Raw genomic sequence first — 24,599 nt, 5'->3', positions numbered from 1 at the left:
GTGCTGCAGCCGCACCGCAGCCTCACGGTCGACGCGCGCTCCGTGGTGGAGGTGACGAACCAGGCTTCCGCGGGGGAGCGCGCGGGATGGGACGCGCTGCAGGGGCCGCGCTTCCAGGACCTGCTGTGCGAGTATCTCGAGAACTCACCCACCACAGCGCCTCCCGAGCAGGCTCGCGCAGTTCGCGCGCGAAGCGTCCCGTCGGCTTGGACCGGAGGAGACGGCGCGGGCGGTGTGCGAGTATCTGCACTCCGAGGTGATGTACGTGCCGGGTGCCACCACCGTTCACACGGCGGCGACGGAGGCCTGGGAGGCGCGTTCCGGCGTGTGCCAGGACTTTGCGCAACTGGCGCTCGGTGCTCTGCGCTCCGTAGGCATCCCCGCGCGCTACGTCTCCGGCTACCTGCACCCCAAGCGCGACGCCGAGATCGGCGAGACCGTGGCGGGAGAGAGCCATGCCTGGGTCGAGTGGTGGACCGGGGAGTGGACGGGCTTTGACCCCACCAACGACCGCGAGGTGGGTGACCACCACGTGATCGTGGGCCGGGCGCGCGAGTACCGCGACGTGCCGCCGCTCTCGGGCGTGGTCGCTGGCGCGACCGACAACCTCGACGTGACGGTCAAGGTCACCCAGATCGCGTGAGGCCGCCTAACCGGTGAACTCGAAGTGCCAGGCCTCGGGCTTGGACCCCTCGGGCCGCGCCCAGGTGGGAAGCACCCAGTTGTAGGCGGTGAGGTGGTCGCGCAGCCACAGGTACTGCTCACCTGAGTAGCCGCCCGGTAGCCGCGCCCCGGAGATGTCGATCGCCGCACCCCACCCGTGGTTTGAGGTGCCGGGGATCGCGGCCATGTTTCCGTACAGGATGCGGGCGCGCACCTGCGCGTCATAGTCGCGGTACGAGTCGTTGATCGGGATGTTCGTGCCGAACTTCGCACGGAACTTCGCATTGAGCCTTCTCAAGGTCCGCCTTCGCGGCGCACAGCAACATCTCGCTCGAGTCCCACGAGAGCGTGCACATCTTGCCCCGGGGAATCTTGCCGTTGGAGTTCTCCGCCTTGGTCTTGGTCAGCACCGCGCCATTGCGGCCGGTGAGGTAGTAGCCGTGAGACCACCCACGCTTGCCGTTGACGATGACCTGGATCCAACCATCGGCCGAAACCTTGCCCGTGGTGCGCAGGGCGGTATCCCTCACCACCGAGGCGATGACGCTGCCCGACGTCGAGGGCGAGGAGCGGACATTCAGCAGGCTTGCGCCGTACACGTACATGGTGGTGTGTCGCAGTGTGGTCGCGGCGGCGGTGGAGCCTGCGTAGCCGATGCCGGCGCGGTCAAGGCGGTAGAGGAAAGCCGCCATCGCGTCACGCGTGATGGACGCGCGCGGCCGGAACTCGGCTCCGGAGGAGGTTCGCCAGCCTGTGGTCGCTCCCGTGGACGCGAGCCAGACGATCTCCTTGTAGAACGGCGACGACGTGCTGACGTCTTTGAACGGCGACGTCGACGGCACCGAGACCGCGGGCGACCCTGCGAACCGATAGAGGAAGGCCGCCATCGCCTCACGCGAGATGTCCGCGGACGGCCGGTACTGCGCGCCGCCGCTGACGCGCCAGCCCGTCGAGACCTTGGACGCGGACGTCCAGGTGATCTCTTTGTAGAACGCCGTCGACGTGCGGATGTCGAGGAACGGCGAGCGTGAAGGGGCCGAGTAGGCAGGCTGACCTGCGTAGCGGTACAGGAATGCCGCCATCGCGTCGCGCGCCACGGTGTCGAGCGGCCGGTACTCACGGGTGCCGTTGGCGAGCGTCCATCCGCGCGTCACTCCCGTGCTGGCGAGCCACGCGATTTCCTTGGCGAACGGAGAGTAGGCCGACGAGGACTTGCTCGAAGACACGTCGGTGAAGTGGATCGTTGCCGTCGCGGCGAGGGCGGACGTGTCCGCGGTCGCCGCGCGCGCGAGCGGGGAGCGCTGAGCGGGCGTGGTGACGGGGCCCTGACTCTCCGTGTCCTTGCCGTCAGTCTCCTCCGGATCCGTGGTCTCCTGCGCGGTCGGCGTGGGCTCAGGCGTGGCCGATGCGGTGGCGGACGGCTCAGGCGTGGGGGATGCGCTGACGCTCGGCTCAGGGGTGGCGCTCGGGGTGGGGCTCACGCTGGGCGAAGGGGAGGCCGATGGGCTCGCGGCTGCGGTGGTCGCGCTCGCGGCAGGGGCCGTGGCGGCAGGATCGTCATTGGCCGATGCGGGCACGCCCCACGTCGTGACGGCGAGTGCGGCGACGATCACGGCGGTCGCGGAGGCTCGCAGCGCGTGGCGGGCGAGTGGCCGTGAAGGGGTCAAGATGGCGGGCCTCCTCGGCCAGGGGTGGGGCACGGTGCGGTGGTCTACCGCGGCGCTCAGGGGATCATGCGGGCGCATCGGACAAAGGGAAGCCCGGTGTGGCTCACTCCACATCATCGGCGAGCGTCGAGCCTACCCCTGATACTCCAGGTGCCATGGCTCCGGCTTGGTGCCGTGGGGCCCGGCCCACGCGGGGAGCGCCCAGCCGTGAGCCGGTGCGTGGGCGATGATCCAGGCGTACTCGTCGCCCCCAAAGCCGCCATCGAGCCTGTGACGGAGAGAGGTCGATAGCCGCACCCCACCCGTGCATCGAGGTGCCCGGCTGCGCGGCGAGCCAGCCGCGGTCGGCTCGCGCCGCGCGTTGGCCCGCGAGGGAACGGTAGGCATCGGCCACGGGGATGTCCTGTCCGAACTGCGCGCGGAACGCTGCGTTCAGGGTCTCGAGGCCAGCGGCCGCTGGGCACGCCAGGGCCTCGGTCACGTCCCACGGCAGGGGACAGAGCGCCGTCGCAGGCAACAGGCCGTTGCGCATCCCCTCGAGGGTGCCCGCGAGGTCGGTGCGCTCGGCCCACCGCTCGGCAAGGGTAAGGGTTGTCGAGAGTCCGACTCCCGCCTCATGTACCTCGTACAGCAGTTGGGCGAGCCTCGCCGCGGCTCAGGGCCGTGTCGCGCGCCTCCCGCGCGGATGGAGCGGTGGTGCCTAGGAGGTGGCGGTCGTCGAGCCAGATCAGGGCGTCCTGGAGCGCCGTCGGTTCCTTCTGCGGAGTGAAGGTGAGGCCCTGGACGAGGATCACGCGAGGCTCGTCCGCGAGCCGACGGATCGCCACGGCGGCATCGGCGATCGAGGCCTCGGCCGCGGGGTCGAATGCCTGGGCGGGGCCCGCAAGCACGACGCCGCGTGCGGCCAGCCACGTGATCTCTGCGTAGGTGTCGTCCGTGGGCGCGACGTCCTCGTAGGGAGACTCTTCGGGGGGCACATGCACGGGAGGGCCCGCGGCGCGGAACAGGAATGCCGCGAGGTCGGCGCGAGTGGCTGGCTCGTGCGCATCGAACGTCGCCGAGCGGTCCGCGAGGCCCCAGCCGAAGGTTGCGCCCTGCGCGGCAAGCCACTCGATCGCGGTGGCGTACGGCGTGTACCCGGCGGAGCCCTTGACCGAGGACACGTCGCTGAAGGTCAGCCGCGGGGTGAGCGCTGCGGGCGGAGCGGACCAGGAACCCGTCACGGTGCCCTGTTGCGGCGCGTCGGGTGACTCCTGTGCAGGGGGTCCTCGGACTGCGGCATGGAGGGCGCCGGATCTGGAGGCGCCGGCTCGGCAGTCACGGAGGGCGTCACGGGGGTGGGCTCGGCGGTGGCGCTGGGGGAGGGCTGCGGATCGGGTGCGGTGTCGGTGGGCGTGGGGGAGGGCGCCGGAGTCGAGCCAGTGGGCTTCGGTGAGGCTCGTGGGTCGGGGTGACGGGGGCGACGTGGTGGCTACATCGCTGGGCTCTGCGGCCGGCGTCTCCACCGTGGGCGTCACGACGATGGGCGTCACGACCGGCTCCGGGGTGACGTTCGCGGCTGCCGGTGCCGCCGCAAGGCATCCAAGCGCCATCGCGCCCGCGGCCACGAGGGCAGCCTGCCCTGGCCGCGCGCACCGTGCTTCGACGCTTCATCGCCCACTCCCGCGGACGGGCATCCGTCCCGCCCGCTCGATGGCGGCGACCGCCATCACCCGTCAAGAGTCGCACGGCATCGTGGATCTGTCCCGGCGAGGGGGTCCGCAGGGGCGGCGCGCACCCCGGGACGCGCAGGCCGAACGGGCATCGTGCCCTGACTAGAATGCTGGGGTGACTGAGCCGACTTTCGAGGACCGCGTCGAGACTGACCGCTACGACTTCCACGCCATCGAGGACCGCTGGCTTCCCGTGTGGCGGGAGAGCCAGCCGTTCCGTTCAGGCAACGCGGACGACGCGCGCCCCACCAAGTACGTGCTCGACATGTTCCCCTACCCCTCGGGCGACCTTCACATGGGGCACGCTGAGGCGTACGCGCTCGGTGACGTCATCGCCCGCTACTGGGTGCAGCGCGGCTTCAACGTCATGCACCCCATCGGCTGGGACTCGTTCGGCCTGCCCGCGGAGAACGCCGCGATCAACCGTGGCCTCGACCCGCGGGGGTGGACCGAGGACAACATCGCTCAGCAGCGCTCGTCGATGGAGCGCTATGCGTGCTCCTTTGACTGGGACCGTGTCCTCGCGACCCACCGCCCCGACTACTACCGCTGGAACCAGTGGCTCTTCACGCGTCTGCACGAGAAGGGCCTGGCGTACCGCAAGCACTCCAACGTCAACTGGTGCCCCAAGGACCAGACGGTGCTCGCGAACGAGCAGGTTGTCGGCGGCCTGTGCGAACGCTGCGACACCCCGGTCACCAAGAAGAAGCTGAACCAGTGGTACTTCAAGATCACGGACTACGCGGACCGTCTCCTCGACGACCTCGCCGGGCTCGAGGGCTCGTGGCCGTCGAAGGTCATCGCGATGCAGCGCAACTGGATTGGCCGCTCGACCGGCGCCGACGTGAAGTTCGTCATCGAGGGTCGCGATGAGCCCATCGACATCTACACGACTCGCCCCGACACGCTTCACGGCGCGACCTTCATGGTCGTGGCAGCCGACTCGGACCTCGCCGCAGAGCCTGGTTCAGGGGGCCGATGCCGCCGTTGCCGAAGAGTTCTCGGCGTACGTGGAGCAGGTGAAGGCCGCCAGCGAGATCGACCGCCTCTCGACCGAGCGTCCCAAGACGGGCGTGTTCCTGCACCGTTACGCCATCAACCCCGTCAACGGCGAGCGCCTGCCGATCTGGGCATCGGACTATGTGCTGGCGGACTACGGCCACGGCGCCATCATGGCCGTCCCGGCGCACGACCAGCGTGACCTCGACTTTGCCCGCGCCATGGACCTGCCGGTCCGCGTGGTGCTGGACGTGCGTGGTGAGGACGGCGAGCCCGTCGAGGACCCCGCCGTCACGGGCGTCGCGGCCGCAGGCGACGGCACGCTCATCAACTCCGGCAGCCTGGACGGCAAGTCCAAGGCCGATGCCATCGAGGCCATCGTTGCGGAACTGGGCGAGGCAGGCACGGGCGCCGCCTCCACCAACTATCGCCTGCGCGACTGGCTGATCTCGCGCCAGCGTTACTGGGGCACCCCCATCCCCATCGTCCACTGCGACGCATGCGGCGAGGTGCGGGTGCCCGACGACCAGCCTGCCCATCGAGCTTCCGCCCGCCGAGGGCCTCGACCTCAAGCCCAAGGGCACCTCGCCCCTGGGTGGTGCCACGGACTGGGTGAACACCGACTGCCCCTCCTGCGGTGGGCCCGCGAAGCGTGACACCGACACCATGGACACGTTCGTCGACTCGTCCTGGTACTACCTGCGCTACGTCAACGCGCAGAAGACCGACGGCCCGTTCGACCCTGCCGATGTGGCCAAGTGGGCGCCCGTCGACCAGTACGTGGGCGGCGTGACGCACGCGATCCTGCACCTGCTGTACTCGCGCTTCTTCACCAAGGCGCTGTTCGACATGGGCCTGGTGAACTTCGAGGAGCCCTTCTCGGCGCTGCTCAACCAGGGCATGGTTCAGATGGACGGCTCCGCGATGTCGAAGTCGCGCGGCAACATCGTCCGCCTGAGCGAGCAGGCTCGATGAGTTCGGCGTCGACGCCGTCCGCATCACGATGGCGTTCGCGGGTCCGCCGGAGGACGACATCGACTGGGCCGACGTGTCGCCCGGTGCCTCGTCGAAGTTCCTGGCACGCGCCTGGCGCCTTGCGCGGGACGTCGCCTCCGAGCCCGGCGTTGACGCTTCCACCGGCGACGCCACACTGCGGGCCGTCACGCATCGCACGATGGCCGACTGCGCGCAGTTGGTCGAGGGCTTCCGTTTCAACGTGGTGGTCGCGCGCACCATGGAACTCGTCAACGCCACCCGCAAGGCGATCGACTCGGGTGCTGGCGCTGGCGACCCTGCCGTGCGCGAGGCCGCCGAGGCCGTCGCTGTGCTCCTGAGCCTGTTCGCTCCCTACGTGGCGGAAGACATGTGGTCCATCCTCGGCCACGAGAACGTCGCCACGGCGGGTTGGCTCGAGGTAGACGAGTCGCTGCTCGTCGAAGACACCGTGACGTGCATCGTGCAGGTCAAGGGCAAGGTGCGCGGTCGCCTCGAGGTGGCTCCGGACATCTCCGACGAGGCGCTGAAGGAGTTGGCGCTGGCCGAGCCGGGCGTCGCACGGGCGATCGGCGACGCCGGCATCCGTACGGTCATCGTGCGGGCGCCCAAGGCTCGTCAACATCGTCACTGCGTGACGGACGCAGCCCTCACGCCTCGGTTCGTCGCTAGCGTGTGGGCATGACGTCTTCCATCGCTGTGGTCACCGATTCGTCGGCGACCCTGCCACCTGACCTGGTGGCGCGCTGGGGCATCACCGTGGTGCCGTTGCAGGTGATGGTCGACGGACATCCTCGGGCCGAGGGCGTCGAGATCTCCACGGCGGACGTGCTCGACGCCCTGGTCGCGGGCCGCGACGTCACCACGTCGCAGCCTGCCGTGGCGACCTTCGAGTCGACGTTCCGCGCGCTGGAGGCGCAGGGCGCGACGGCGATCGTGGCGGTGCTGCTGTCCGGACGTCTGTCCGGCACGGTGCAGGGGCTCGCCAGGCGGCCGATGCGGTGCGCATCCCCGTCGAGGTGGTGGACTCGGGTCAGGTCGCGATGGGCGCAGGGTTTGCGGCGCTCGCCGCGGCACACGCCGCGCGCAGCGGAGCGTCGCTCGACGACGTGGCCGATGCGGCACGCGCCGTCGCGGCATCGGCGACCTGCGTCTTCACGGTCGACACGTTGGAGTTTCTGCGCCGCGGCGGGCGCCTGTCGTCGGCCGCGGCCGCGGTGGGGAGGATGCTACAGGTGCGGCCGGTGTTGGAGATTGTGGCGGGCGAGGTGGCCGTGGTCGACAAGGTGCGGTCGACGGCGCGCGCCCGCGAGGCGGTCCTTCGCCGTGCGGGGGAGGCCGCCGAGGCGATGCCGGGCGCCGCCTGCGCGGTCCTGACGCTCGGCGAAGGCTCCTATGGAGACGAGGCTGCCCAGGCGCTGCCCGTGGGACTGCCCGTGGTGCGCACCGATGTGGGAGCGGTGCTGGCCGTTCACGCGGGTCCGGGAGCGCTGGCGGTGGTCGCGGCGGCTCTGCCCGAGGGCATCCTCTAGCCTCGCGGCATCGTCCCCAGGCACGAGCGGGCGGGCCCGTCGTCCCCCGAGCGTCACGGCATGCACAGCGGCGCTGCGGGTGGCACTTAGCGTCGCCGCATGGGAGCCTGAAGCCGACGAGTCCGCCGCGCTGGCACGGTGGCGCGAGAGCGCCGCGAGCGCGGCGGGACGGGCCTATGAGGCCGCGCACGGGCGCGAGATCGACGACCACGCGCAGGGCATGCGCTGGGAGATCAGCCCACGTGTGGCGCTCACCGTGGCAGGGGCACTCGCGCTCGTGGCGTTGCTGGTCTGGGCCCTGTGGAGACCCTCCGGCGATGGCGGTCTGGAACCCGTGCCGGGCGCGGCGGCGTCACCGGAAGCGTCCCCCACCCCGTCGACCGGGACCACGCCGGAGGCGGCGGACCCACGCGGCGTCATCGTTCACGTGGCCGGGGCCGTAGCCGCCCCGGGCCTCGTCGAACTTGAGGCGGGACAGAGAATCGCCGACGCCATCGAAGCGGCGGGCGGCGCGAATGGTGACGCGGATCTTGGAGCGATCAACCTCGCTCGGGTGCCGGTCGACGGCGAGCAGATCAGCGTGCCTCTCGAAGGCACCGTGCCGGAAGAAGACGCCGGGGCTACCCCGGCCACGGGCGGTGGGGCAGTGTCGTTGAACACCGCTGACGCCGCCGCCCTCGAGGAACTGCCCGGCATCGGGCCGGTCCTCGCGGCTCGCATCATCGCGGACAGAGAGGCACATGGGCCCTTCGCGTCGCTCGACGATCTCCAACGCGTCTCGGGCGTGGGTGAGGCGATGGTGGCCAACCTCGACGGCCTCGCCACGATGTGACGCCCCGCCACGACGCTCGCCTTGTCCCGGCCGCGTTGGGGGCCTGGGCGGCTGCGGCGGCGGTCCTCCATGGCTTCCCGGTGGGCTTCGCCGTCGCCGTCACTGCCGGGATCGCAGGCGGAGGGCTGTTGCTCTTGGCACGGGTCGGCGCCCCGGCGCCTTGGCCCGGCGTGCGCGCAGCAGGCGCAAGCCTGGGGCTCGCCCTGGTGGCCGCCTCCGCCGCGGGCATCACGACCGTCACCCACGCGGAAGCCTCCAGGCGTGCCGTGCCCGAGGCCGTGGTGGAATCCCACGAGGTCCTGCTCAGGGGCACGGTCGACGGCGTGCCGCGTCAGGCGGTCATCCGCGGTGCAGAACTCGCCTTCGCTCAGGTGCGGTTGACGGCCTGGACCACTGTTGGCGACGCGGCGGCGACGTGGGTCTCGACCGGGGGCACGGTGACGGTGGTGGTGGACGCGGACGCGCTGGCCCGCGACGACGCCATACTGGTTCGAGCCGACGTCGACCGGGACGAGGACGGCGGCGTGATCGCCTGGGATGCGGAGGTCGTCGACCGCGCGCCGGGCACGGGCCCGTGGGCGGACGCGCGCCGGTGGGTGGGGCAGGCGGCACAGGCGCTTCCTGTCGAGACCGCGGGGCTGGTGCAGGGCATGGTGACGGGAGACACGTCGCGGATGCCGGCGTACCAGGTCGACGCCATGCGGGTCTCGGGTCTGGCCCACCTGACCGCGGTGTCGGGCGCCCACTTCGCGGTCCTGACGTTGCTCGTTTCGGCGGCCACCGCGTGGCTGCGCGTCCCTCGCCAGGCGAGGGCCGTCGCAGTGGCCGGTGCGGCCACGTCATTCGCGCTACTGGTGGGGCAGGCGCCGTCGGTGGCACGTGCCGTCGTGATGGCGCTCGTGGTGGCAGGCGCGATGGCGTTGGGTCGGCGTGCGCGCGGGCTCCCCGCGCTCTCGGCCGCGGTGCTCGCAGTGGTGCTGGTCGCGCCCGAGGCTCTCCGTACAGGTGGGCTTCGTGATGTCGGTGGTCGCGGTCGCGAGCATCGTCGTGTGGGCGCCGCCGGTGGCGCGTCGCCTGGGAGTGTGGTTGGCGCCGCGGGCGGCGCGGGCAGTCTCGGTGCCACTGGCCGCCCAACTGGCGCTGACGCCCCTCCTGCTGACCCTCCAGCCCGGCATCAGCCTGTTCGCCGTGGCGGCGAACCTGATCGTGACGCCCTTCGTGGTGCCCGTGACGGTGTGCGGGCTCCTCGCTGCCGCGATCGGCCCGTGGTGGACCGGTGCGGGGGATCTGTTGATGGGCGCCAGCGGCATCGCGGCGTGGCCCATAGCCCGAGTGGCGGGCGCGGTGGCGGCGTTGCCGGGGGCGACAGCGCAGTGGCCGGCTGCGCCGTGGGGGCTGGTGGCCGCTTCGCTCGTCGTGCTCGCCGCCATCGTGGCGACGGTGCCGCAGCGGCGTGTTGTGCGGCGTGCGGGGGCGCTCGCGGCGATCATCTGCGTCGTTGTGGCCGTGGCGTCGGGATTGCGGCCGGTGGCCGTCCTGGAGGACTGGGTCGTGGTCGCGTGTGACGTGGGGCAAGGCGACATGCTGCTGGTGCGTGCGGGAGCATCGGCCGCCGTGGTCATCGACACGGGGCCCGACGACGATGCCGCCACCGGGTGTCTGACGCGCTACGGAGTGACGCAGGTGCCTCTCCTGGTCCTCAGCCATCCCCACGCCGATCACGACTCCGCCACGGGTGCCGTCGCCGACGCTGTGCAGGTCAGCGCGGCATGGGTCGCGGCGCCGGGGGAGCAGGCATCGGCCGCCGCCGCGCTCCGTGCGCGCGGGGTGCCGGTCGAGGTGCCCGGTGAGGGCGAGCGCATCGTCGCGGGAGACGTCACGGTCGACGTGCTCTCCTCACGCCACGAGGACGCGGCGGCGGCGAACGTCAACGATGCTTCCATCGCCACACGGCTGGAGGCCACCGGCGTCTCGGTGCTCGCGCTTGGTGACCTGGAACCCGGGGCGCAGGGCGAGATCGCGCGGCGTGTCGCGCCGCAGGAGGTCGACGTGGTGAAGATCGCGCACCACGGATCCGCGGCCCAGGATGCGCAGGCTCGCTGGACTCATCACCGCCACCGTCGGCGTCATCAGCGCGGGCATCGACAACGACTATGGCCATCCGGCTCGCGCGGCGCTCGAGCCTGTACGAGCCGCGCGTGGAGACGCTCGCGGTCACCGCCACCTGCGGCGACATCGTCGTCACGGCCGTGCCGAGCAGTGGCGTCGCAGCGGCGTGTCGGCGGGACGTGGGAACCTAGTGCCATGGCAGCCCGCACCCGTTCCGCCGAGCCCACCTGGCATCGTGCCGCTCCCGCACCGGTGGTGCTCGTGTCGGGGCCGGAGTCGCTGCTGGGTCAGCGCGCCATCGAGCGGATCACTGCCACGATGAAGGGTGCGCCCGTGACACGGCTTGACGCGGGCGCCTACTCGCGTGGCGCCCTCCTCGCCGCCGCGTCGCCGTCCCTGTTCGACGATGCGGGCATCGTGGTCGTCGAGGGTGCGGAAGCGATGAATGATGACTTCCTGCAGGACGCGCTTGCCTACGTGGCGCAGCCCGACCCTGCCGTGGTCGTCATCATTCGCCACGGTGGGGGCGTGCGGGGCAAGAAACTGCTCGACACGCTGCGCAAGGGCGGGGCACCCGAGTACACCTGTCCGGCGGTGAAGAAGGATGCCGAGATCGTCGACTTCGCGCGCGGGGAGTTCGAGCGGGGCAAGCGCCCGGTCTCCGCGGCCGTGGTGAGGAGCCTCGTCGACGCCGTCGGCAGCGATATCGCCGAGGTGGCCGCCGCGTGCCAGCAGGCTCATGAGTGATGTCGACGGGACCATCGGCCAGGAGGCCGTGACGCGGTACTACGGCACGCGGGTCAACGCGACGGCTTTCAGTGTGGCCGACGCCGCGATTGCGGGCGACGTGGCGACGGCCCTGACCCTGGTGCGGCACGCGCTCGCCACCGGCAATGACCCTGTGCCGCTCAACGCCGCGCTCGCGGCCTGCGCATCCTCGCCAAGGTGGGGGCGGCCCGCGGACGCAGGCTCGACCCCACGCGAGACCTGGGGATCTCGCCGTGGCAGGCGGACCGCGCGCGCCGCGAGCTCCAGCGGTGGACCGCGGACTCGCTGGCGCAGGCCATCGAGGCCGTCGCCACCGCCGACGCGGAGATCAAGGGCGCGTCCCGTGCGCCGCAGTTCGCACTGGAGCGCGCCGTCCGCACGGTCGCCCAGGCTCGCCCAGCGCTAGTAGGGAAGCGTCGGCGCGCCTGTCACAGGCGTGGCGCACCGCGCCATCGGGCATGCGAAAAGCCCCGCCGCACCGTGTGAGGTGCGACGGGGCTCGTCGGAAAGCGGAGACGCCTTAGAGAGCGGCGACCTGCTTGGCCAGCGCCGACTTGCGGTTCGCGGCCTGGTTCTTGTGGATGACGCCCTTGGAGACGGCCTTGTCCAGGCTTGACCGACGCGACCTGGAGGGCCGAAGCGGCCTTGTCCTTGTCGCCAGCGGCGATGGCCTCGCGGACGCGACGCACGTTGGTCTTCAGGCTCGGACTTGACGGCGACGTTGCGCTGGCGGGCCTTCTCGTTGGTGCCGATGCGCTTGATCTTGGACTTGATGTTTGCCACAGCGATCCTTCTCGATGATGGTGAAACGAATGAAAACTTAGAGGGCTGGAGCGCGAGCCGCGCTCACACACGAACGACAATCCTACCAGCCTTGGCGCTTTTTCGCTTCACGGATGACGGAGTCGAATCGAGTCCTGTCAAGGATAGCGCCCTCGCGCCGCACCCCAGAGGGGTCAACACGCACGATTCGGTCGAGTCGCACCTCGCTGGGGCGGCGCTGACTGTCCCACGGTCCGGTGCCGATATCCATCCATCGGCGCCCGTACCGCGCCTCTTGCGCCGCATCGCGCGGGTGGTCTTTGCTAGTGAGCATGAGCCCCAGCAGCCACTGGCTGTCGCGGCCGATGAGCAGGACCGGACGGTCCTTGCCGCGCGAGTAATCCTCCTCGAACGGGACCCATGTCCACACGATCTCGCCGGGGTCCGCGTTGCCGTCAAGAGACGGCGAGTACGACAGGCGCGGCGTGCCGGTGAAGTCTCCTGGATAGGGCCGCCGCGCTGCCGCCGCGCGTGGCCGCGGCGTGCGCGAGCGCTTGCCGCGCCGGGTCCCGATGACGGCGAGAGCGATGACCGCAAGAGCGGCAAGAAGGACCTCCATGGCGCCAAGGGTAGGGGCTGAAGAGGTCGCGCGGAGCGGTAGACCAGTCTGCGAGTGTGCCGCGCGTCAGGGGTGGCGCCGCGGGCGCCGGGGATCAGGTGCTCGGGCTGCGGGTGACCGAACAGGTAGCCCTGAGCAAGCCGCCATCCGTGGGCGAGCGCCTGCCGGTACTGCGCCTCCGTCTCCACGCCCTCGATGATCCCGTCCATCTCCAGGCTGTCGACGAGGCTCGCGACGGCGGTGGAGATGCGGTCGCCGGTCGACTTGTCGCCCAGGCGCAGGGTGAACTCTCGCGCCAACTTGAGGCCGGACACGGGGGAGCGCAGCACGCTGGACAACGCGCTGTAGCCCGTCCCGAAGTCGTCCAAGAGCAGGGCGATCCCCATGTCGGTGAGCCCTCGCAGATCGGCCACCGCCGTCTGGGTGGCGACGAGCATGCCGGACTCGGTGATCTCCAGGGCGAGGCGAGCGGGGTCGATGCCATGGGCCTCGATGGCGCGGGTGACGACGCCGGAGAGGTCCGCAGGGCCAATCTGCCGGGTCGACACGTTGACGAGCACCTTGCCGGTGAACCCTGGCCGTGCGGCGATGAATCGGCACGCCTCGTGGAGGACGAACTCGCCCAGCGGGATCACTAGGTTGGCTTCTTCGCATACCTCGATGAACTCTGCGGGGAGCAGGAGGCCTCGCTCGGGGTGGCGCCAGCGCACCAGTGCCTCGTACGCGATGGGCCGGCGCGTGGCCATGTCCACCACGGGCTGGTAATGCACCTCGAGGTGGCCCTCGCGCAGTGCCACGCGCAGGCTCGGACTCGATCGACAGGCGCACCATCGCCTCGTCGCGAAGGTCCGCGGAAAAGACGGCGATGCGGTCGCGACCTGACGTCTTGGCCCGCGACATCGCGATGTCGGCGTCGCGGACCAGAGTCTCCGCGGTGACGCCAGGCTGACCAAAGGCGAGGCCAGCCGAGACGGTGGGGACCACCTCGTGGTCAGCGACCACCGCAGGCTGGCGCACGGCCTCCACGAGTTGGCTCAGCAGCGCAGCGGCGCCTTCCTCGGAGACGTCGGCAAGGGCAACCACGAACTCATCGCCTCCCAGCCGCGCGACCGTGTCGCCGGGCCGGACGGCCGCCTGAATCCTGCGCGCGACCTCGGTGAGGAGGCGATCGCCTGCCTCGTGGCCGAGTGAATCGTTGACGACCTTGAAGTGGTCGAGGTCCACGAACAGGCATGCGGTGGACGTCGCTGCCTTCTCGAGCGAGACACGCAACCTCTCCAGCAGGAGAGTGCGGTTCGCCAAACCAGTGAGACGGTCGTAGTACGAGTGGTGCTCCACCAGGGCGTGCGCCCGGCGCACCTCGGTGAGGTCTTCGACATGGACCACCGCGCGCCAGGGGCTTCCCGGCAGGCGGGACAGGGTGGCGCGGGTCCACAGCACATCACCGGTCGCGTGGACGCAGCGCTGCTGTAGTTGCACGCGGTCGTGGGTGCCGTGGGCGAGACGGCTCACGACCTGCCGATGCTGTGGACGGTCGTCGGGGTGCGTGAGGTCGGCGAGTGCGCGCCCCAGCAGGGCCTCGGCCGTGGAGCCCAGCAGGGCGGCGAGCGACGGGTTGACGGCATCGAGACGTCCGTCCGCGTCGAGGATCGCCATGCCGACGGGTGAGTCGAGGAAGGTACGGCGAAAAGCCTCGGCGTCGTGGGTCACGTCGCCCCTTTCCCCAGCATCAGGGCGAGGGCCATCTCCTCGCCTTCACGAAAGGTATCGGCATATCTGACCGGCGCATGAGATTGACGTCACTCATGGGACAATGGCGTGTCCTGCCCTTCTGTCGACGAGGAACGCCTTCACCGTGTCATCTGCGACCCGCATCGAGCCCGCCGCGACCTCGCCCGAGCCGATCCGCAACTTCTGCATCATTGCCCACATCGATCACGGCAAGTCGACCCTGGCCGACCGCATGCTGGGGATCACCGGGGTTCTTGAGGCGCGGCTTCAGAAGGCTCAGTACCTGGACCGCATGGACATCGAGCGCGAGCGCGGCATCACCATCAAGTCGCAGGCCGTGCGCATGCCGTGGGAGGTGGAGGGCACGCCGCACGCCCTCAACATGATCGACACCCCGGGTCACGTGGACTTCACCTATGAGGTGTCGCGCTCCCTTGCCGCGTGCGAGGGTGCGATCCTGCTGGTGGATGCGGCCCAGGGCATCGAGGCTCAGACTCTCGCGAACCTGTATCTCGCGATGGAGAACGACCTCACCATCATCCCGGTGCTCAACAAGATCGATCTTCCCTCGGCTGATCCCGATCGCTACGCCGCCGAGCTCGCGCAGGCTCATCGGGTGCGAGCCCGAGGACGTGATGCGTGTCTCCGGCAAGACCGGTGCGGGCGTCGCCGAGCTCCTCGACCGTGTGGTGCGCGACATTCCCGCGCCCGTGGGCGACGCGTCAGCGCCCACTCGCGCCATGATCTTCGACTCCGTGTACGACACCTACCGCGGCGTGGTGACCTACGTCCGCGTGGTCGATGGCGCGCTGAAGCCCCGCGAGAAGATCGCCATGATGTCGACTCTCGCGACCCATGACCTGCTCGAGATCGGCGTCATCAGCCCCGAGCCCAAGCCCTCCAAGGGCCTCGGTGTGGGCGAAGTGGGATACCTCATCACCGGCGTGAAGGACGTGCGACTGTCCAAGGTGGGTGACACGGTCACCACCGCCGCGCGGCGTGCCGAGCAGTCGCTCGGCGGTTACCGCGATCCTCAGCCGATGGTCTACTCGGGTCTGTTCCCGCTCGACGGCGCAGATTTCCCGGTGCTCCGTGACGCCCTCGACAAGCCGCCTGAACGACGCGGCGTTGGTGTACGAGCCCGAGAGCCTCGGTGGCGCTGGGCTTCGGTTTCCGCTGCGGCTACCTGGGGCTGTTGCACCTGGAGATTGTGCGCGACCGCCTCGAGCGCGAGTTTGGCCTCGACCTCATCTCGACCGCCCCGAACGTGGTCTACGAGGTGGAGATGGAGGACCGCAAGGTCCACACGGTCACCAACCCCTCGGAGTTCCCCGCGGGCAAGATCTCGCAGGTGCGTGAGCCGGTGGTCAAGGCGTCGATCCTGGTCCCCAGCGAGTTCATTGGCACCGTCATGGAGCCTGTGTCAGGAGCGTCGTGGCGTCATGGGCACCATGAACTACCTGTCTGAGACGCGCGTCGAGATGCACTACACGCTTCCCCTGGCGGAGGTGGTCTTCGACTTCTTCGACCAGTTGAAGTCCCGCACGCGCGGCTACGGCTCGCTCGACTACGAGCCCGCGGGCGACCAGGTCGCGGACCTCGTCAAGGTCGACATCCTGCTGCAGGGCGAAACGGTGGACGCGTTCTCGGCCGTGGTGCACAAGGACGCCGCGTACTCCTATGGCGTGTCGATGGTCACCAAGCCTGAAGGACCTCATCGATCGTCAGCAGTTCGAGGTGCCCATTCAGGCCGCCATCGGGTCGCGCATCATCGCCCGCGAGACCATCCGCGCCATCCGCAAGGACGTGCTCGCGAAGTGCTACGGAGGAGACATCTCCCGTAAGCGCAAGGCTGCTCGAGAAGCAAAAGGCCGGAAAGAAGCGCATGAAGAACATTGGGTCGGTCGAGGTGCCGCCCGAGGCCTTCATTGCGGCGCTCAGCACCTCCGACGACGGCTCGGACAAGGGCAAGAAGAAGTAGCGGTGCCGCTTCCCACGCACGCGGATCCGGGGCGTGACCTCGGGGTCTATATTCACGTGCCGTTCTGCGCGGTGCGGTGCGGCTACTGCGACTTCAACACCTACGCGCCCGGCGAAGGCGAGTTCGCCTCCCGCGACGACTACGTGGGCGCGGCCTTGGCCGAGATGGCGATGGCGGGCGAGGCGATGGCGGGGGATGCCCGCCCGGTGCGCACGGTGTTCCTCGGCGGAGGCACGCCCACGATGCTGGACCCGCGGGCCCTCGTGGCGCTGCTCGACGGGGTGCGCGCGACCTGGGGGCTTGCGGCCGATGCGGAGGTCACGACCGAGGCGAATCCCGACTCCGTCACCCGAGAGTCGCTGGGCCAGTTGGCCGCGGCAGGATTCACCCGGGTGTCGTTCGGCATGCAGTCCGCCGTGCCGCACGTCCTGGCGACCCTGGAACGCACTCACCGACCCGAGAACGTCGCACGGGCCGTGGGGTGGGCACGCGAAGCCGGCCTCGCGGTCAGCCTCGACCTGATCTACGGCACGCCAGGTGAGTCCCTCGAGGATTGGCACGCGAGCCTCGACGCCGCCATTGCCCTCGCACCCGACCACGTGAGCGCGTATGCGCTCGTCATTGAGCCAGGCACGCGGATGGGACGCCAGGCTCCGCAGCGGCGAGATCGAGCCTGTGGACCTCGACACTCAAGCGGAAATGTACGAGGCGGCCGATGCGCGCCTCGCCGCTGCCGGGTACGGGTGGTACGAGGTCTCCAACTGGGCGCGAAGCGCCGAGCAGCGGTGCCGCCACAACGTGGCGTACTGGACGAGCCAGGACTGGTGGGGCATCGGGCCGGGCGCGCACTCGTACCTTGGCCCCCGCATCGGCCGCGACGGCGAAGCCATCGGAGCGCAACGGTGGTGGAACGTCGCTTCCGCGTGCCTACGCGGCGAGGCTTGCCGCGGGGGAGGACCCCGCGGCCGAACGTGAACCGCTGACGGCGGCCGACCTGGACCTGGAGGCGGTGATGCTGAGGGTGAGGCTCGCGGACGGCATGCCGATCGCCGACCTTCCCGAGCCGCGCACGGCTGCGATCGCGACGCTGGTGGCCGACGGGATTCTCGACGGCCGCGCGGCCATCGGTGGCCGCCTGCTGCTGACGCTGCGAGGGCGTCTGCTTGCGGACGCCGCGGTCCGCCAACTCACGTAGCCCTCACCCAAGAACGACTCCCAAGGTAACTCGTGACGGGTGCGACTCCTGTGACTCGTTGTCGCGCGACGTGAGTCACAGGAGCCCCATGCGTCGCTCCATACCTTGGGAGTCGCTGGTGAGGGGGCTACTTGATGAACGGAATCGCGAAGCGGATCGGGTAGTACTCGCCGGAGTTGGCCTTCGCGGCCGCCACGAACGAGATCACGATCGAGTAGACCCAGTACGCGATCCAGGCAGGCAGTGCCACGATGCCGCCGAACCCGAACGTCATCAGGGTGATCACCAACGCACCCGCGGCCACGATCAAGCCCGTGATCTGCAGATTGAGCCTGCTGCTTGCCATGGAAGTCGATGAGCGCGCTGCGCTGGCGGAAAATCAGCCAGATGACGAGTGGTGCGACAAAGCCGAGGAACCCTGCAGAGATCACCACGGCGACGCCGGCCACGAGGTGAATCAGCATCGAGTACATGCGGGCGTCGGACTCGAGCATCGGCTGGGGTGCGGGCGGGCCGTACTGGGGCGGGTACTGCGCCCCTGGGGCCTGCTGATAGCCGCCGTAGGGCGGCTGGTGGGGCGGGGGCGGGGGCACGGTTCCGCCGGGGGCGGGGGTGCCGTCGGGTGAAGGCGTGCTGTCGGTCATGGGTCAAGCCTGCCAGGAGGTGTGACCTCTCGGCATCAGCCCTCGGAGCGATCTGCGTCCCTGACCCACTCGGGGTAGGGGGTCAGGGACGGCTCGGGGTCACTTGATGAGGTCGATGGTGAACGGATAGCGGTACGCCGCTCCGCGATTCGCGGCGACCGCACCCTGCACGCCGAAGATCACGGCGATCACGAAGACTGCGGCGGAGACGAGGCCGCTGACCCAACCGATGAATGGCACAGCGCCCACCACGCTGGCCGCGACGTAGCCGAGGGTGACGAGGATGCCGAAGTTCAGGGCCTTCTTGCCCTCGGCATCGGCGAACGACGACTGGTCCTTGCCGATGAGCCAGAAGATCAGTGGCAGCAGGAATCCGGTAAAGACGAAGGCGTGTGCGAGCACTGCCAGGAGGTGGGGGTTGCCCTGCGTCGGCTGCTGGGGCGCGTCCGGGGCGCGGTTGATGTCGGTCATGGGCCCCAGGGTGGCAGATGCGCCTCGGCCCCGCATCGAACCAAGCCGATGCGGGGCCGAGGCGGTGTGCCTGGAGTTACTTCACCAGTTCCAGGTTGAAGGGGTAGCGGTACGGCTGGCCCTTCTGCGCGGCCTGGAAGGCCTGGATCGCGAAGATCAGCGCGCCGATGAAGATGGCGATGTTGATCAGGATCGCGATGAGCCCGATGATCGGGACCAGCCCAATCACAGCGGACACGACGTACCCGATCGTCACCACGATGCCGAAGTTCGTCGCGTTCTTGCCCTCAGAGTCCGCAAACGGGGACTGGTCTTTGCCCACGAGCCAGAAGATCAGCGGCAGGAGGAACCCGAGCGGCGTCGTGAGGTGCGCGAGCGCGGGCATGAGGTTGGGGTTGCTGTTCGCGGGCGCGGGCTGTCCGCTCGGCGGCTGGTTTCCCGGCGGCGGGGGAGGCATCGTGCTGTCGTCAGTCATGCTGTCTCACTACCTTGATGTCGTAGGGATAGGTCGCCGGCAGCCCGCGACGAATCGCGTAAAACCCCTGGATACCCAGCGCAATCGCGACCACCACGACCGCCAACTGTGCCAATGTACCGACAAAGCCGACCAGAGGCACGAAAATACTGACGACGGTAGGCTGCGCCGAACGCGACCCACACGAGCATGCCGGCGTTGACGGCATTCGCGGTCTGCTGCGCGGCCCATGGTGCACGGCGGCGCAGCGACGCCCACAGGAGGGCAGGGATGAGCGGCCCGAGCCACACGAAGAGCTGCGCTGCGGCCGCCTGATTTGCGCCCGCGCGCGCGGATACTGTCGTCGACATCGGCCACCTCCTGCGCTCACGCTACCGCTGCGCCGTCCGCGCTAGAATTAGCACTCGGAACCCACGAGTGCCAGATGATCGAGGGAGGCATGCATGAGCGAAGACCGTCGCCGCGCTGTCCTGCACGCGATCGTCGAGGGCTACGTGTCGACGTCGGAGCCCGTGGGCTCGAAGGCCCTGGCAGATTCGCACCGACTGGGGGTCAGTTCGGCGACGATTCGCAACGACATGGCGATCCTCGAAGAGGAAGGGCTGATCGCCCAGCCCCACACGTCGGCGGGGCGTATTCCGACCGACGCGGGCTACCGCTCGTTCGTCGACCATCTCGCCGCGTCGGCGCTCCAGGATCCCCACAAGCGCGCCATTCACACCTTCTTGTCCGATGCGGTGGACCTCAATGACGTCGTGGAACGCTCAGTGCGGCTGCTGAGCCAACTCACCCGCCAGGTCGCCGTGGTGCAGTACCCCAGCCTGCGCGAATCCGCGGTGCGGCGCGTCGAGTTGGTGCGCATCGGCACCGATCGCACGCTCGTGGTGGTGGTATCGGCCGATGCCCGGGTCGAGCAGTCCACGGTGGCTCTCGGTGTTGAGCCGGGCGATGAGGAGTTCGAGCGCGTCGCGCGTGAGGCCAACGAGGCCGCGGTCGGGTTGACGCCAGCACCGCTCATCCAGGCGCTCGAGCGGTGGGTGACGCGCCCCGGCCAGGTCATGTGGGCGGCGCCGGTCGCGGACGCCGTGGTGGCGGCCGCCAAGGGCGGCACCGTGAAGCGCGTGGTGTTCGCGGGGACGTCGAACCTGGCGCGTGCGCGTGCCGACTTCGAATCGGACGCGATTGGCCCGATTCTCGAGGCGCTCGAGGAACAAGTAGTGCTGCTTCGACTGTTGCACGAAATGACCGGACAAGGTCAGGACGTTGCTGTGCGCATTGGAGCAGAGACCCGGACCGAGGCGCTAGCGCGGACGTCGATCGTTGCGGCGGGGTATGGCCCCACCGGAGAGTCGGCGTCGTTGCTGGGAGCGCTCGGGCCCACCCGAATGGACTATCCAGGGACGATGGCCGCCGTGCGCGCCGTCGCCCGTTACCTGTCGAGAGTCGTGGAGAACGAGTGAACGATTACTACGCCACCCTGGGCGTTGCCAGGACCGCCACCGAGGCGGAGATTAAGAAGGCCTACCGCAAGGCTCGCCCGCGAGCTTCACCCGGACGTGGCCGGGGCGGACAGTGCCGAGAAGTTCAAGGAAGTGGCTGCCGCCTACGAGGTGCTGGGCAATGCCGACAAGCGTGCGCAGTACGACCGTGGCGTTGACCCCCGCGGAGCCCGCGGCGGGCAGCAGGGCGGCCCCCAGGGCTTCGGCTTCGAAGACATCTTCGAGCAGTTCTTCGGAGGCGGCGGTGCGAGCCCGTTCGGCGGCCAGCAGCGTGGGCCCGCGTCTCGCACGCAGCGTGGCGGTGACACCCTGGTCCAGGCCACCATCTCGCTGAAGGAGGCCGTGTTCGGTGTCTCGCGCGAGGTTCAGGTGGACCTGGCCGATGTCTGCGGCACCTGTGCGGGCTCGTGTTGTGCGCCTGGCACTCAGCCGCAGCAGTGCGCGCAGTGCAACGGCCAGGGTGTGGTTCAGCGCATGGCGCGCTCGCTGCTGGGCAACGTCATGACCACGTCGCCGTGCCCGGCGTGCGGCGGCTACGGCACCACGATCCCCAGCCCGTGCCCCGACTGCTCCGGCCAGGGCCGCACGCACTCGCGGCACACCGTGAAGGTCGACATCCCCGCCGGCGTCGAGACTGGTACCCGGATCCGTCTGGCGAGCCGCGGCGATGCCGGTGTGGCAGGCGGCCCCAAGGGCGACCTGTATGTCGAGATCCGCGAGAAGCGCGACGACGTGTTCGAGCGCCGCGGCGACGACCTGCACTGCACGCTTGAGGTGCCGATGACGGCCGCCGCCCTTGGTGCCACCATGACCGTGGCCACCTTCGATGGTGACCAGGCCGTGGAGGTGCGTCCTGGGACGCACGCGGGCTCGACCGTGAAGGCTCAAGGGCCTCGGCGTGGGCAAGGCTTCAGCGTTCGGGACGCGGCGATCTGCACGTCCATCTCGACGTGCACACGCCGACGGACCTGACCGACGAGCAGGCCGAACTGCTGCGCCAGTTGGCGACCCTGCGCGGCGAAGAGATGCCTGAGGCGAACCTTGCCCCGGTGGGTGGCGGAGTGTTCCACCGCCTGCGGGACGCGTTCAAGGGTCGCTGAGTCGCGTGAGCGCGCCGGTCTTCGTTGACGCTCAGGCGTCCGATGCTGCCGTGGGGTCCGTCGTGACCGTCACCGGGGCGGAGGCACGCCACGCCGTGACGGTGCAGCGACGCGCCGTCGGCGAGATCGTCGACGTGGTCGACGGTCAGGGGCGCCGCGTGCGCGGAGAGATTGTCGCCACCGGGACAGACTCGATGACCGTGGCGGTGAGCGTGGTGACGCGGGACGATGACCCGCCGGTGACGCTCGTGCAGGCCCTCGCCAAGGGCGGAAGGGACGAGCAGGCGGTCGAGGCCGCCGTCGAACTCGGCGTGACCGCCGTCGTCCCGTGGTCCGCGCAGCGCTCCATCGTCCAGTGGCGCGGGCCCAAGGCCGAGAAGGCCAGGCAGAAGTGGGCCGACCTCGTGTGGGCCGCCACCAAGCAATCGCGGCGTGCGACCCTCGCACCGGTGGCCGCCGTGGTGACCTCGCGGGAACTCGCCGTCCAGGTGGCGTCAGCCACCGCATCGGGCGTCCGGGTCCTGATCCTTCACGAGGAGTCTGCGACGCCGCTGACGACGCTGACGTGGGCCGACCCCGCGCAGCCGGTGTGGATCGTGGTGGGGCCCGAGGGCGGGATCGGGGACGAGGAGGTGGCGCTTCTCACCGATGCGGGCGCCGAATCCGTGGTCCTCGGGCAGCACGTGCTGCGTGCGTCGAGCGCGGGCCCAGCGGCCATCGCCGCGCTCGCGGCCACCCGGGGCACGTGGGCCGATGCCGCCTTGCGCGGGGGCCTACGCTAACCATATGAGTGACGACTGCCTGTTCTGCGCCATCGCCTCGGGCGCGATCCCGTCCGAGAAGGTGTTGGAGAACGACCACCTCGTGGCCTTCCGAGACATCGCGCCCAAGGCGCCCACCCATGTGCTCGTGGTGCCGCGACTGCACGTCGAGAACGTTGCGGAACTTGCGGCCACGGACGCGTCGCTGCTGGCTGAGATGGCCGCGGCAGCGCAGGAGATCGCCGACCGCGAATGCGGCGGCGAGTTCCGCTGGATCTTCAACACCGGCGCCGCCGCAGGGCAGACGGTGTTCCATGTGCACGGCCATGTCTTGGGTGGCGGAGAGTTGGGATGGGAGCCCGCGTGAGCGTGAAGCAGGTCGTGGTCGTCGAGGATGCCGCACGGATGCCGGATCTCATGGGCTCCAACGACGAGGTGATGAGGGTCATCGAGCGTGCCTTCCCCTCGGTCCAGATTCTGGTGCGGGGCAACGAGATCACCTTCTCCGGCGATGAAGGCGATGTCGCCGCCGCCGCGGGAGCCGTGCAGGAACTGCGCTCGGTCATGGCCGCGGGAGTGCCCCTGACGCCGCAGGTCGCGCGCGAGAGCGTGCGCATGCTCTCGGGTGCGCGTGGCGTCGCTGCGGCGGCCGCCGCCGGTGCGACGGGGGAGTCGGGCAGGCCCGTCTCGGTGCTGAGCCGTTCGATCCTGTCGACTCGCGGGCGCACCATTCGCCCCAAGACGGAGGGTCAAGCCGCGTACGTGCAGGCGATCGAAAGCCACACGATCACGTTCGGCATCGGCCCCGCTGGCACCGGCAAGACGTACCTTGCGATGGCTCAGGCCGTCGCCGCGCTCCAGGCCAAGAAGGTCAACCGCATCGTGTTGACCCGTCCCGCGGTGGAGGCTGGCGAGCGACTCGGCTTCCTTCCGGGAGGCCTCAACGAGAAGATCGACCCGTACCTGCGCCCCTTGTACGACGCGCTTCACGACATGGTGGACCCCGAGTCGATCCCGCGCCTCATGGAGGCCGGCACCATCGAGGTGGCGCCGCTGGCGTACATGCGCGGCCGCACCCTGAACGACGCCTTCGTCATCCTGGATGAGGCGCAGAACACCACCCAGGAACAGATGAAGATGTTCCTCACACGCCTGGGCTTCGGTTCCACGATGGTGGTCACGGGCGACGTGACGCAGGTGGACCTGCCCGGCGGGACCAAGTCTGGTCTGCGCACGTCACGCGAGATTCTCACCGGCATCGACGACATCGCGATTTGCGAACTGTCTGCTCAGGACGTGGTGCGTCACCGCCTCGTCTCGGACATCATCACCGCCTACGCCAAGGCCGACGAGTCGCGCGGTCCGCGCGGCGGCGGCCAGCAGCGTCGCTTCAAGGAGGAGCGCTCATGATCGACGTCAACAACGAAACCGACATCGACGTCGAGGAGATCGAGTTCTCCGAACTCGCGACCTTTGTGCTGCGCGAGATGCACGTCGCCGATGGTGCCGAATTGTCGATCATCTTCGTGGACGAGCCGGCCATGGAGCAGTTGCACATCCAGTGGATGGACGAGCCTGGCCCCACCGACGTGCTCGGCTTCCCCATGGACGAACTGCGTCCCGGCACGCCGGATGAGCCCACCCCTGCGGGCCTGCTCGGTGACATCGTCGTGTGCCCCACGGTGGCCGCGCGTCAGGCCGAGACCGCCGGTCACACGGCGGAGGAGGAGATGCTTCTCCTCACCACCCACGGCATCCTGCACCTGCTGGGATACGACCACGTGGAGCCCGAGGAGGAGAAGGAGATGTTCGCGCTGCAGCGCAAGGCTCCTGCTGACCTTCCTCGCCGGTCGCGCCTAGGAGGGCCGTGTCGGGTTCCGTCCTGCTGGCGCTGACGCTGATCGGCGCCCTCAGCCTCATCGGCGCCGCGGTGCTGCACGCCGTGGTCGCGGCCTTCGAGCAGCCTGCCCCACGCGCAGGAGCGTGAACTCGCCCAGGTGAGGCGGCCCGACGGGCGGCCCACCGCATCGGCCAGGCTGGCGGCGCGAGGCGACCAGACCGACGCCGATGCATCAGTCGCGTACGC

Annotated in this window: 18 protein-coding genes and 11 pseudogenes; 16 read left to right on the top strand and 13 right to left on the bottom strand. The window is 69.7% G+C overall.

The annotated features are described in order from the left end of the window. Window positions 1-232 precede the first annotated feature (232 nt). The gene (locus tag QQK48_RS01925; protein WP_284327304.1) at window positions 233-643 is read left to right on the top strand and encodes a transglutaminase-like domain-containing protein; all 411 of its coding nucleotides are present in this window, start codon (window positions 233-235) and stop codon (window positions 641-643) included. A gap of 6 nt (window positions 644-649) precedes the next feature. Here the strand turns inward: QQK48_RS01925 and QQK48_RS01920 are convergent, their stop codons facing one another. The 4 genes from QQK48_RS01920 to QQK48_RS01905 all read right to left on the bottom strand — a co-directional run bounded on the left by QQK48_RS01920 (window position 650) and on the right by QQK48_RS01905 (window position 3,937). Next, window positions 650-877, bottom strand: coding sequence for a M15 family metallopeptidase (locus QQK48_RS01920; protein WP_284327303.1), 228 nt, complete (start codon window positions 875-877; stop codon window positions 650-652). Window positions 878-884: 7 nt separating this feature from the next. Next, window positions 885-2,330 carry an SH3 domain-containing protein gene (locus QQK48_RS01915; RefSeq protein ID WP_284327302.1) on the bottom strand — a complete coding sequence of 482 codons (1,446 nt, stop codon included), beginning with the start codon at window positions 2,328-2,330 and terminating at the stop codon, window positions 885-887. Window positions 2,331-2,433: 103 nt separating this feature from the next. Next, entirely contained in the window at window positions 2,434-2,862 is a 429-nt protein-coding gene (locus QQK48_RS01910) for a M15 family metallopeptidase (RefSeq protein WP_284327301.1), read from the bottom strand. Window positions 2,863-2,944: 82 nt separating this feature from the next. Beyond that, window positions 2,945-3,937, bottom strand: a complete 993-nt coding sequence (locus tag QQK48_RS01905; protein ID WP_284327300.1) for an S-layer homology domain-containing protein — start codon at window positions 3,935-3,937, stop codon at window positions 2,945-2,947. A 220-nt stretch (window positions 3,938-4,157) separates the two neighbouring features. Here QQK48_RS01905 and leuS point away from each other — a divergent pair. The 7 genes and pseudogenes from leuS to QQK48_RS01875 all read left to right on the top strand — a co-directional run bounded on the left by leuS (window position 4,158) and on the right by QQK48_RS01875 (window position 11,761). Further along, a pseudogene (gene leuS, locus QQK48_RS01900) lies at window positions 4,158-6,719 on the top strand (leucine--tRNA ligase). Continuing rightward, window positions 6,716-7,566, top strand: a pseudogene (locus tag QQK48_RS20985) (DegV family protein). Before leuS ends, QQK48_RS20985 begins: the two co-directional pseudogenes overlap by 4 nt. 79 nt (window positions 7,567-7,645) lie before the next feature. Then, a complete protein-coding gene (locus QQK48_RS01890; RefSeq protein ID WP_284327299.1) occupies window positions 7,646-8,398 on the top strand; it encodes a ComEA family DNA-binding protein in 753 nt (250 codons plus the stop codon). A gap of 650 nt (window positions 8,399-9,048) precedes the next feature. Beyond that, a pseudogene (locus QQK48_RS20980) lies at window positions 9,049-9,396 on the top strand (ComEC/Rec2 family competence protein); the annotation flags it as partial. 19 nt (window positions 9,397-9,415) lie between these two features. Continuing rightward, window positions 9,416-9,775, top strand: a pseudogene (locus tag QQK48_RS20975) (ComEC/Rec2 family competence protein); the annotation flags it as partial. Window positions 9,776-9,949: 174 nt separating this feature from the next. Beyond that, a complete protein-coding gene (locus tag QQK48_RS01880) occupies window positions 9,950-11,254 on the top strand; it encodes an MBL fold metallo-hydrolase (protein WP_284327297.1) in 1,305 nt (434 codons plus the stop codon). Window positions 11,255-11,452: 198 nt separating this feature from the next. After that, a complete protein-coding gene (locus tag QQK48_RS01875; RefSeq protein WP_284327296.1) occupies window positions 11,453-11,761 on the top strand; it encodes a hypothetical protein in 309 nt (102 codons plus the stop codon). A 34-nt stretch (window positions 11,762-11,795) separates the two neighbouring features. Here QQK48_RS01875 and rpsT read toward each other — a convergent pair. From rpsT to QQK48_RS20965, 4 genes and pseudogenes are all read right to left on the bottom strand, one after another. Next, window positions 11,796-12,058: pseudogene (rpsT, locus tag QQK48_RS01870) on the bottom strand (30S ribosomal protein S20). An 82-nt stretch (window positions 12,059-12,140) separates the two neighbouring features. Then, entirely contained in the window at window positions 12,141-12,656 is a 516-nt protein-coding gene (locus QQK48_RS01865) for a type II toxin-antitoxin system PemK/MazF family toxin (RefSeq protein WP_284327295.1), read from the bottom strand. Window positions 12,657-12,826: 170 nt separating this feature from the next. Continuing rightward, a pseudogene (locus tag QQK48_RS20970) lies at window positions 12,827-13,402 on the bottom strand (EAL domain-containing protein); the annotation flags it as partial. A gap of 124 nt (window positions 13,403-13,526) precedes the next feature. Further along, window positions 13,527-14,366 (bottom strand): annotated as a pseudogene (locus QQK48_RS20965) (diguanylate cyclase domain-containing protein); the annotation flags it as partial. Between the two features lie 103 nt (window positions 14,367-14,469). Between QQK48_RS20965 and lepA the strand changes: the two are divergent. Together lepA and hemW are read left to right on the top strand one after the other, a co-directional pair. Continuing rightward, window positions 14,470-16,368 (top strand): annotated as a pseudogene (gene lepA, locus QQK48_RS01855) (translation elongation factor 4). A 2-nt stretch (window positions 16,369-16,370) separates the two neighbouring features. Further along, window positions 16,371-17,563, top strand: a pseudogene (hemW, locus tag QQK48_RS01850) (radical SAM family heme chaperone HemW). Between the two features lie 127 nt (window positions 17,564-17,690). Here the strand turns inward: hemW and QQK48_RS01845 are convergent. The 5 genes and pseudogenes from QQK48_RS01845 to QQK48_RS01830 form a co-directional block, all read right to left on the bottom strand. Continuing rightward, window positions 17,691-17,909, bottom strand: a complete 219-nt coding sequence (locus QQK48_RS01845) for a magnetosome magnetite crystal formation protein family (protein WP_284327293.1) — start codon at window positions 17,907-17,909, stop codon at window positions 17,691-17,693. Between the two features lie 67 nt (window positions 17,910-17,976). Continuing rightward, a pseudogene (locus QQK48_RS20960) lies at window positions 17,977-18,027 on the bottom strand (hypothetical protein); the annotation flags it as partial. 279 nt (window positions 18,028-18,306) lie between these two features. Continuing rightward, the gene (locus tag QQK48_RS01840; RefSeq protein ID WP_284327292.1) at window positions 18,307-18,678 is read right to left on the bottom strand and encodes a DUF4870 domain-containing protein; all 372 of its coding nucleotides are present in this window, start codon (window positions 18,676-18,678) and stop codon (window positions 18,307-18,309) included. A gap of 76 nt (window positions 18,679-18,754) precedes the next feature. Next, complete coding sequence (locus QQK48_RS01835) at window positions 18,755-19,153, bottom strand: DUF4870 domain-containing protein (RefSeq protein WP_284327291.1); 399 nt, start codon at window positions 19,151-19,153, stop codon at window positions 18,755-18,757. After that, window positions 19,146-19,295 carry a hypothetical protein gene (locus QQK48_RS01830; protein ID WP_284327290.1) on the bottom strand — a complete coding sequence of 50 codons (150 nt, stop codon included), beginning with the start codon at window positions 19,293-19,295 and terminating at the stop codon, window positions 19,146-19,148. The genes QQK48_RS01835 and QQK48_RS01830 overlap by 8 nt, the downstream gene beginning before the upstream one ends. Window positions 19,296-19,596: 301 nt before the next feature. Here QQK48_RS01830 and hrcA point away from each other — a divergent pair, with 301 nt between their 5' ends. From hrcA to ybeY, 6 genes and pseudogenes are all read left to right on the top strand, one after another. Then, window positions 19,597-20,613, top strand: a complete 1,017-nt coding sequence (gene hrcA, locus QQK48_RS01825) for a heat-inducible transcriptional repressor HrcA (RefSeq protein WP_284327289.1) — start codon at window positions 19,597-19,599, stop codon at window positions 20,611-20,613. Beyond that, window positions 20,610-21,752, top strand: a pseudogene (gene dnaJ / locus QQK48_RS01820) (molecular chaperone DnaJ). Before hrcA ends, dnaJ begins: the two are co-directional and overlap by 4 nt. Window positions 21,753-21,757: 5 nt before the next feature. Beyond that, window positions 21,758-22,534: a 16S rRNA (uracil(1498)-N(3))-methyltransferase gene (locus QQK48_RS01815; protein ID WP_284327288.1), complete on the top strand. Its 777-nt coding sequence runs from the start codon at window positions 21,758-21,760 to the stop codon at window positions 22,532-22,534. Between the two features lie 4 nt (window positions 22,535-22,538). Further along, complete coding sequence (locus tag QQK48_RS01810) at window positions 22,539-22,880, top strand: histidine triad nucleotide-binding protein (protein ID WP_284327287.1); 342 nt, start codon at window positions 22,539-22,541, stop codon at window positions 22,878-22,880. Then, window positions 22,865-23,923: a PhoH family protein gene (locus tag QQK48_RS01805; RefSeq protein WP_431308267.1), complete on the top strand. Its 1,059-nt coding sequence runs from the start codon at window positions 22,865-22,867 to the stop codon at window positions 23,921-23,923. The genes QQK48_RS01810 and QQK48_RS01805 overlap by 16 nt, the downstream gene beginning before the upstream one ends. After that, complete coding sequence (gene ybeY / locus QQK48_RS01800; RefSeq protein ID WP_284327286.1) at window positions 23,920-24,408, top strand: rRNA maturation RNase YbeY; 489 nt, start codon at window positions 23,920-23,922, stop codon at window positions 24,406-24,408. The genes QQK48_RS01805 and ybeY overlap by 4 nt, the downstream gene beginning before the upstream one ends. Window positions 24,409-24,599: the final 191 nt, after the last annotated feature.

Source organism: Demequina litorisediminis, assembly GCF_030161615.1.
Lineage (GTDB): Bacteria > Actinomycetota > Actinomycetes > Actinomycetales > Demequinaceae > Demequina > Demequina litorisediminis.
The sequence above is the reverse complement of the archived record's forward strand: the minus strand, read 5'-3'. Positions and strand labels throughout refer to the sequence as shown.

Coding starts and splice junctions, on each gene's coding strand:
- QQK48_RS01840 (WP_284327292.1), bottom strand. CDS start 18,678: ATGACCGACATCAACCGCGCCCCGGACGCGCCCCAGCAGCCGACGCAG.
- QQK48_RS01910 (WP_284327301.1), bottom strand. CDS start 2,862: ATGCGCAACGGCCTGTTGCCTGCGACGGCGCTCTGTCCCCTGCCGTGG.
- QQK48_RS01805 (WP_431308267.1), top strand. CDS start 22,865: ATGGGAGCCCGCGTGAGCGTGAAGCAGGTCGTGGTCGTCGAGGATGCC.
- QQK48_RS01845 (WP_284327293.1), bottom strand. CDS start 17,909: ATGGCAAGCAGCAGGCTCAATCTGCAGATCACGGGCTTGATCGTGGCC.
- QQK48_RS01810 (WP_284327287.1), top strand. CDS start 22,539: ATGAGTGACGACTGCCTGTTCTGCGCCATCGCCTCGGGCGCGATCCCG.
- ybeY (WP_284327286.1), top strand. CDS start 23,920: ATGATCGACGTCAACAACGAAACCGACATCGACGTCGAGGAGATCGAG.
- QQK48_RS01865 (WP_284327295.1), bottom strand. CDS start 12,656: ATGGAGGTCCTTCTTGCCGCTCTTGCGGTCATCGCTCTCGCCGTCATC.
- QQK48_RS01835 (WP_284327291.1), bottom strand. CDS start 19,153: ATGACTGACGACAGCACGATGCCTCCCCCGCCGCCGGGAAACCAGCCG.
- hrcA (WP_284327289.1), top strand. CDS start 19,597: ATGAGCGAAGACCGTCGCCGCGCTGTCCTGCACGCGATCGTCGAGGGC.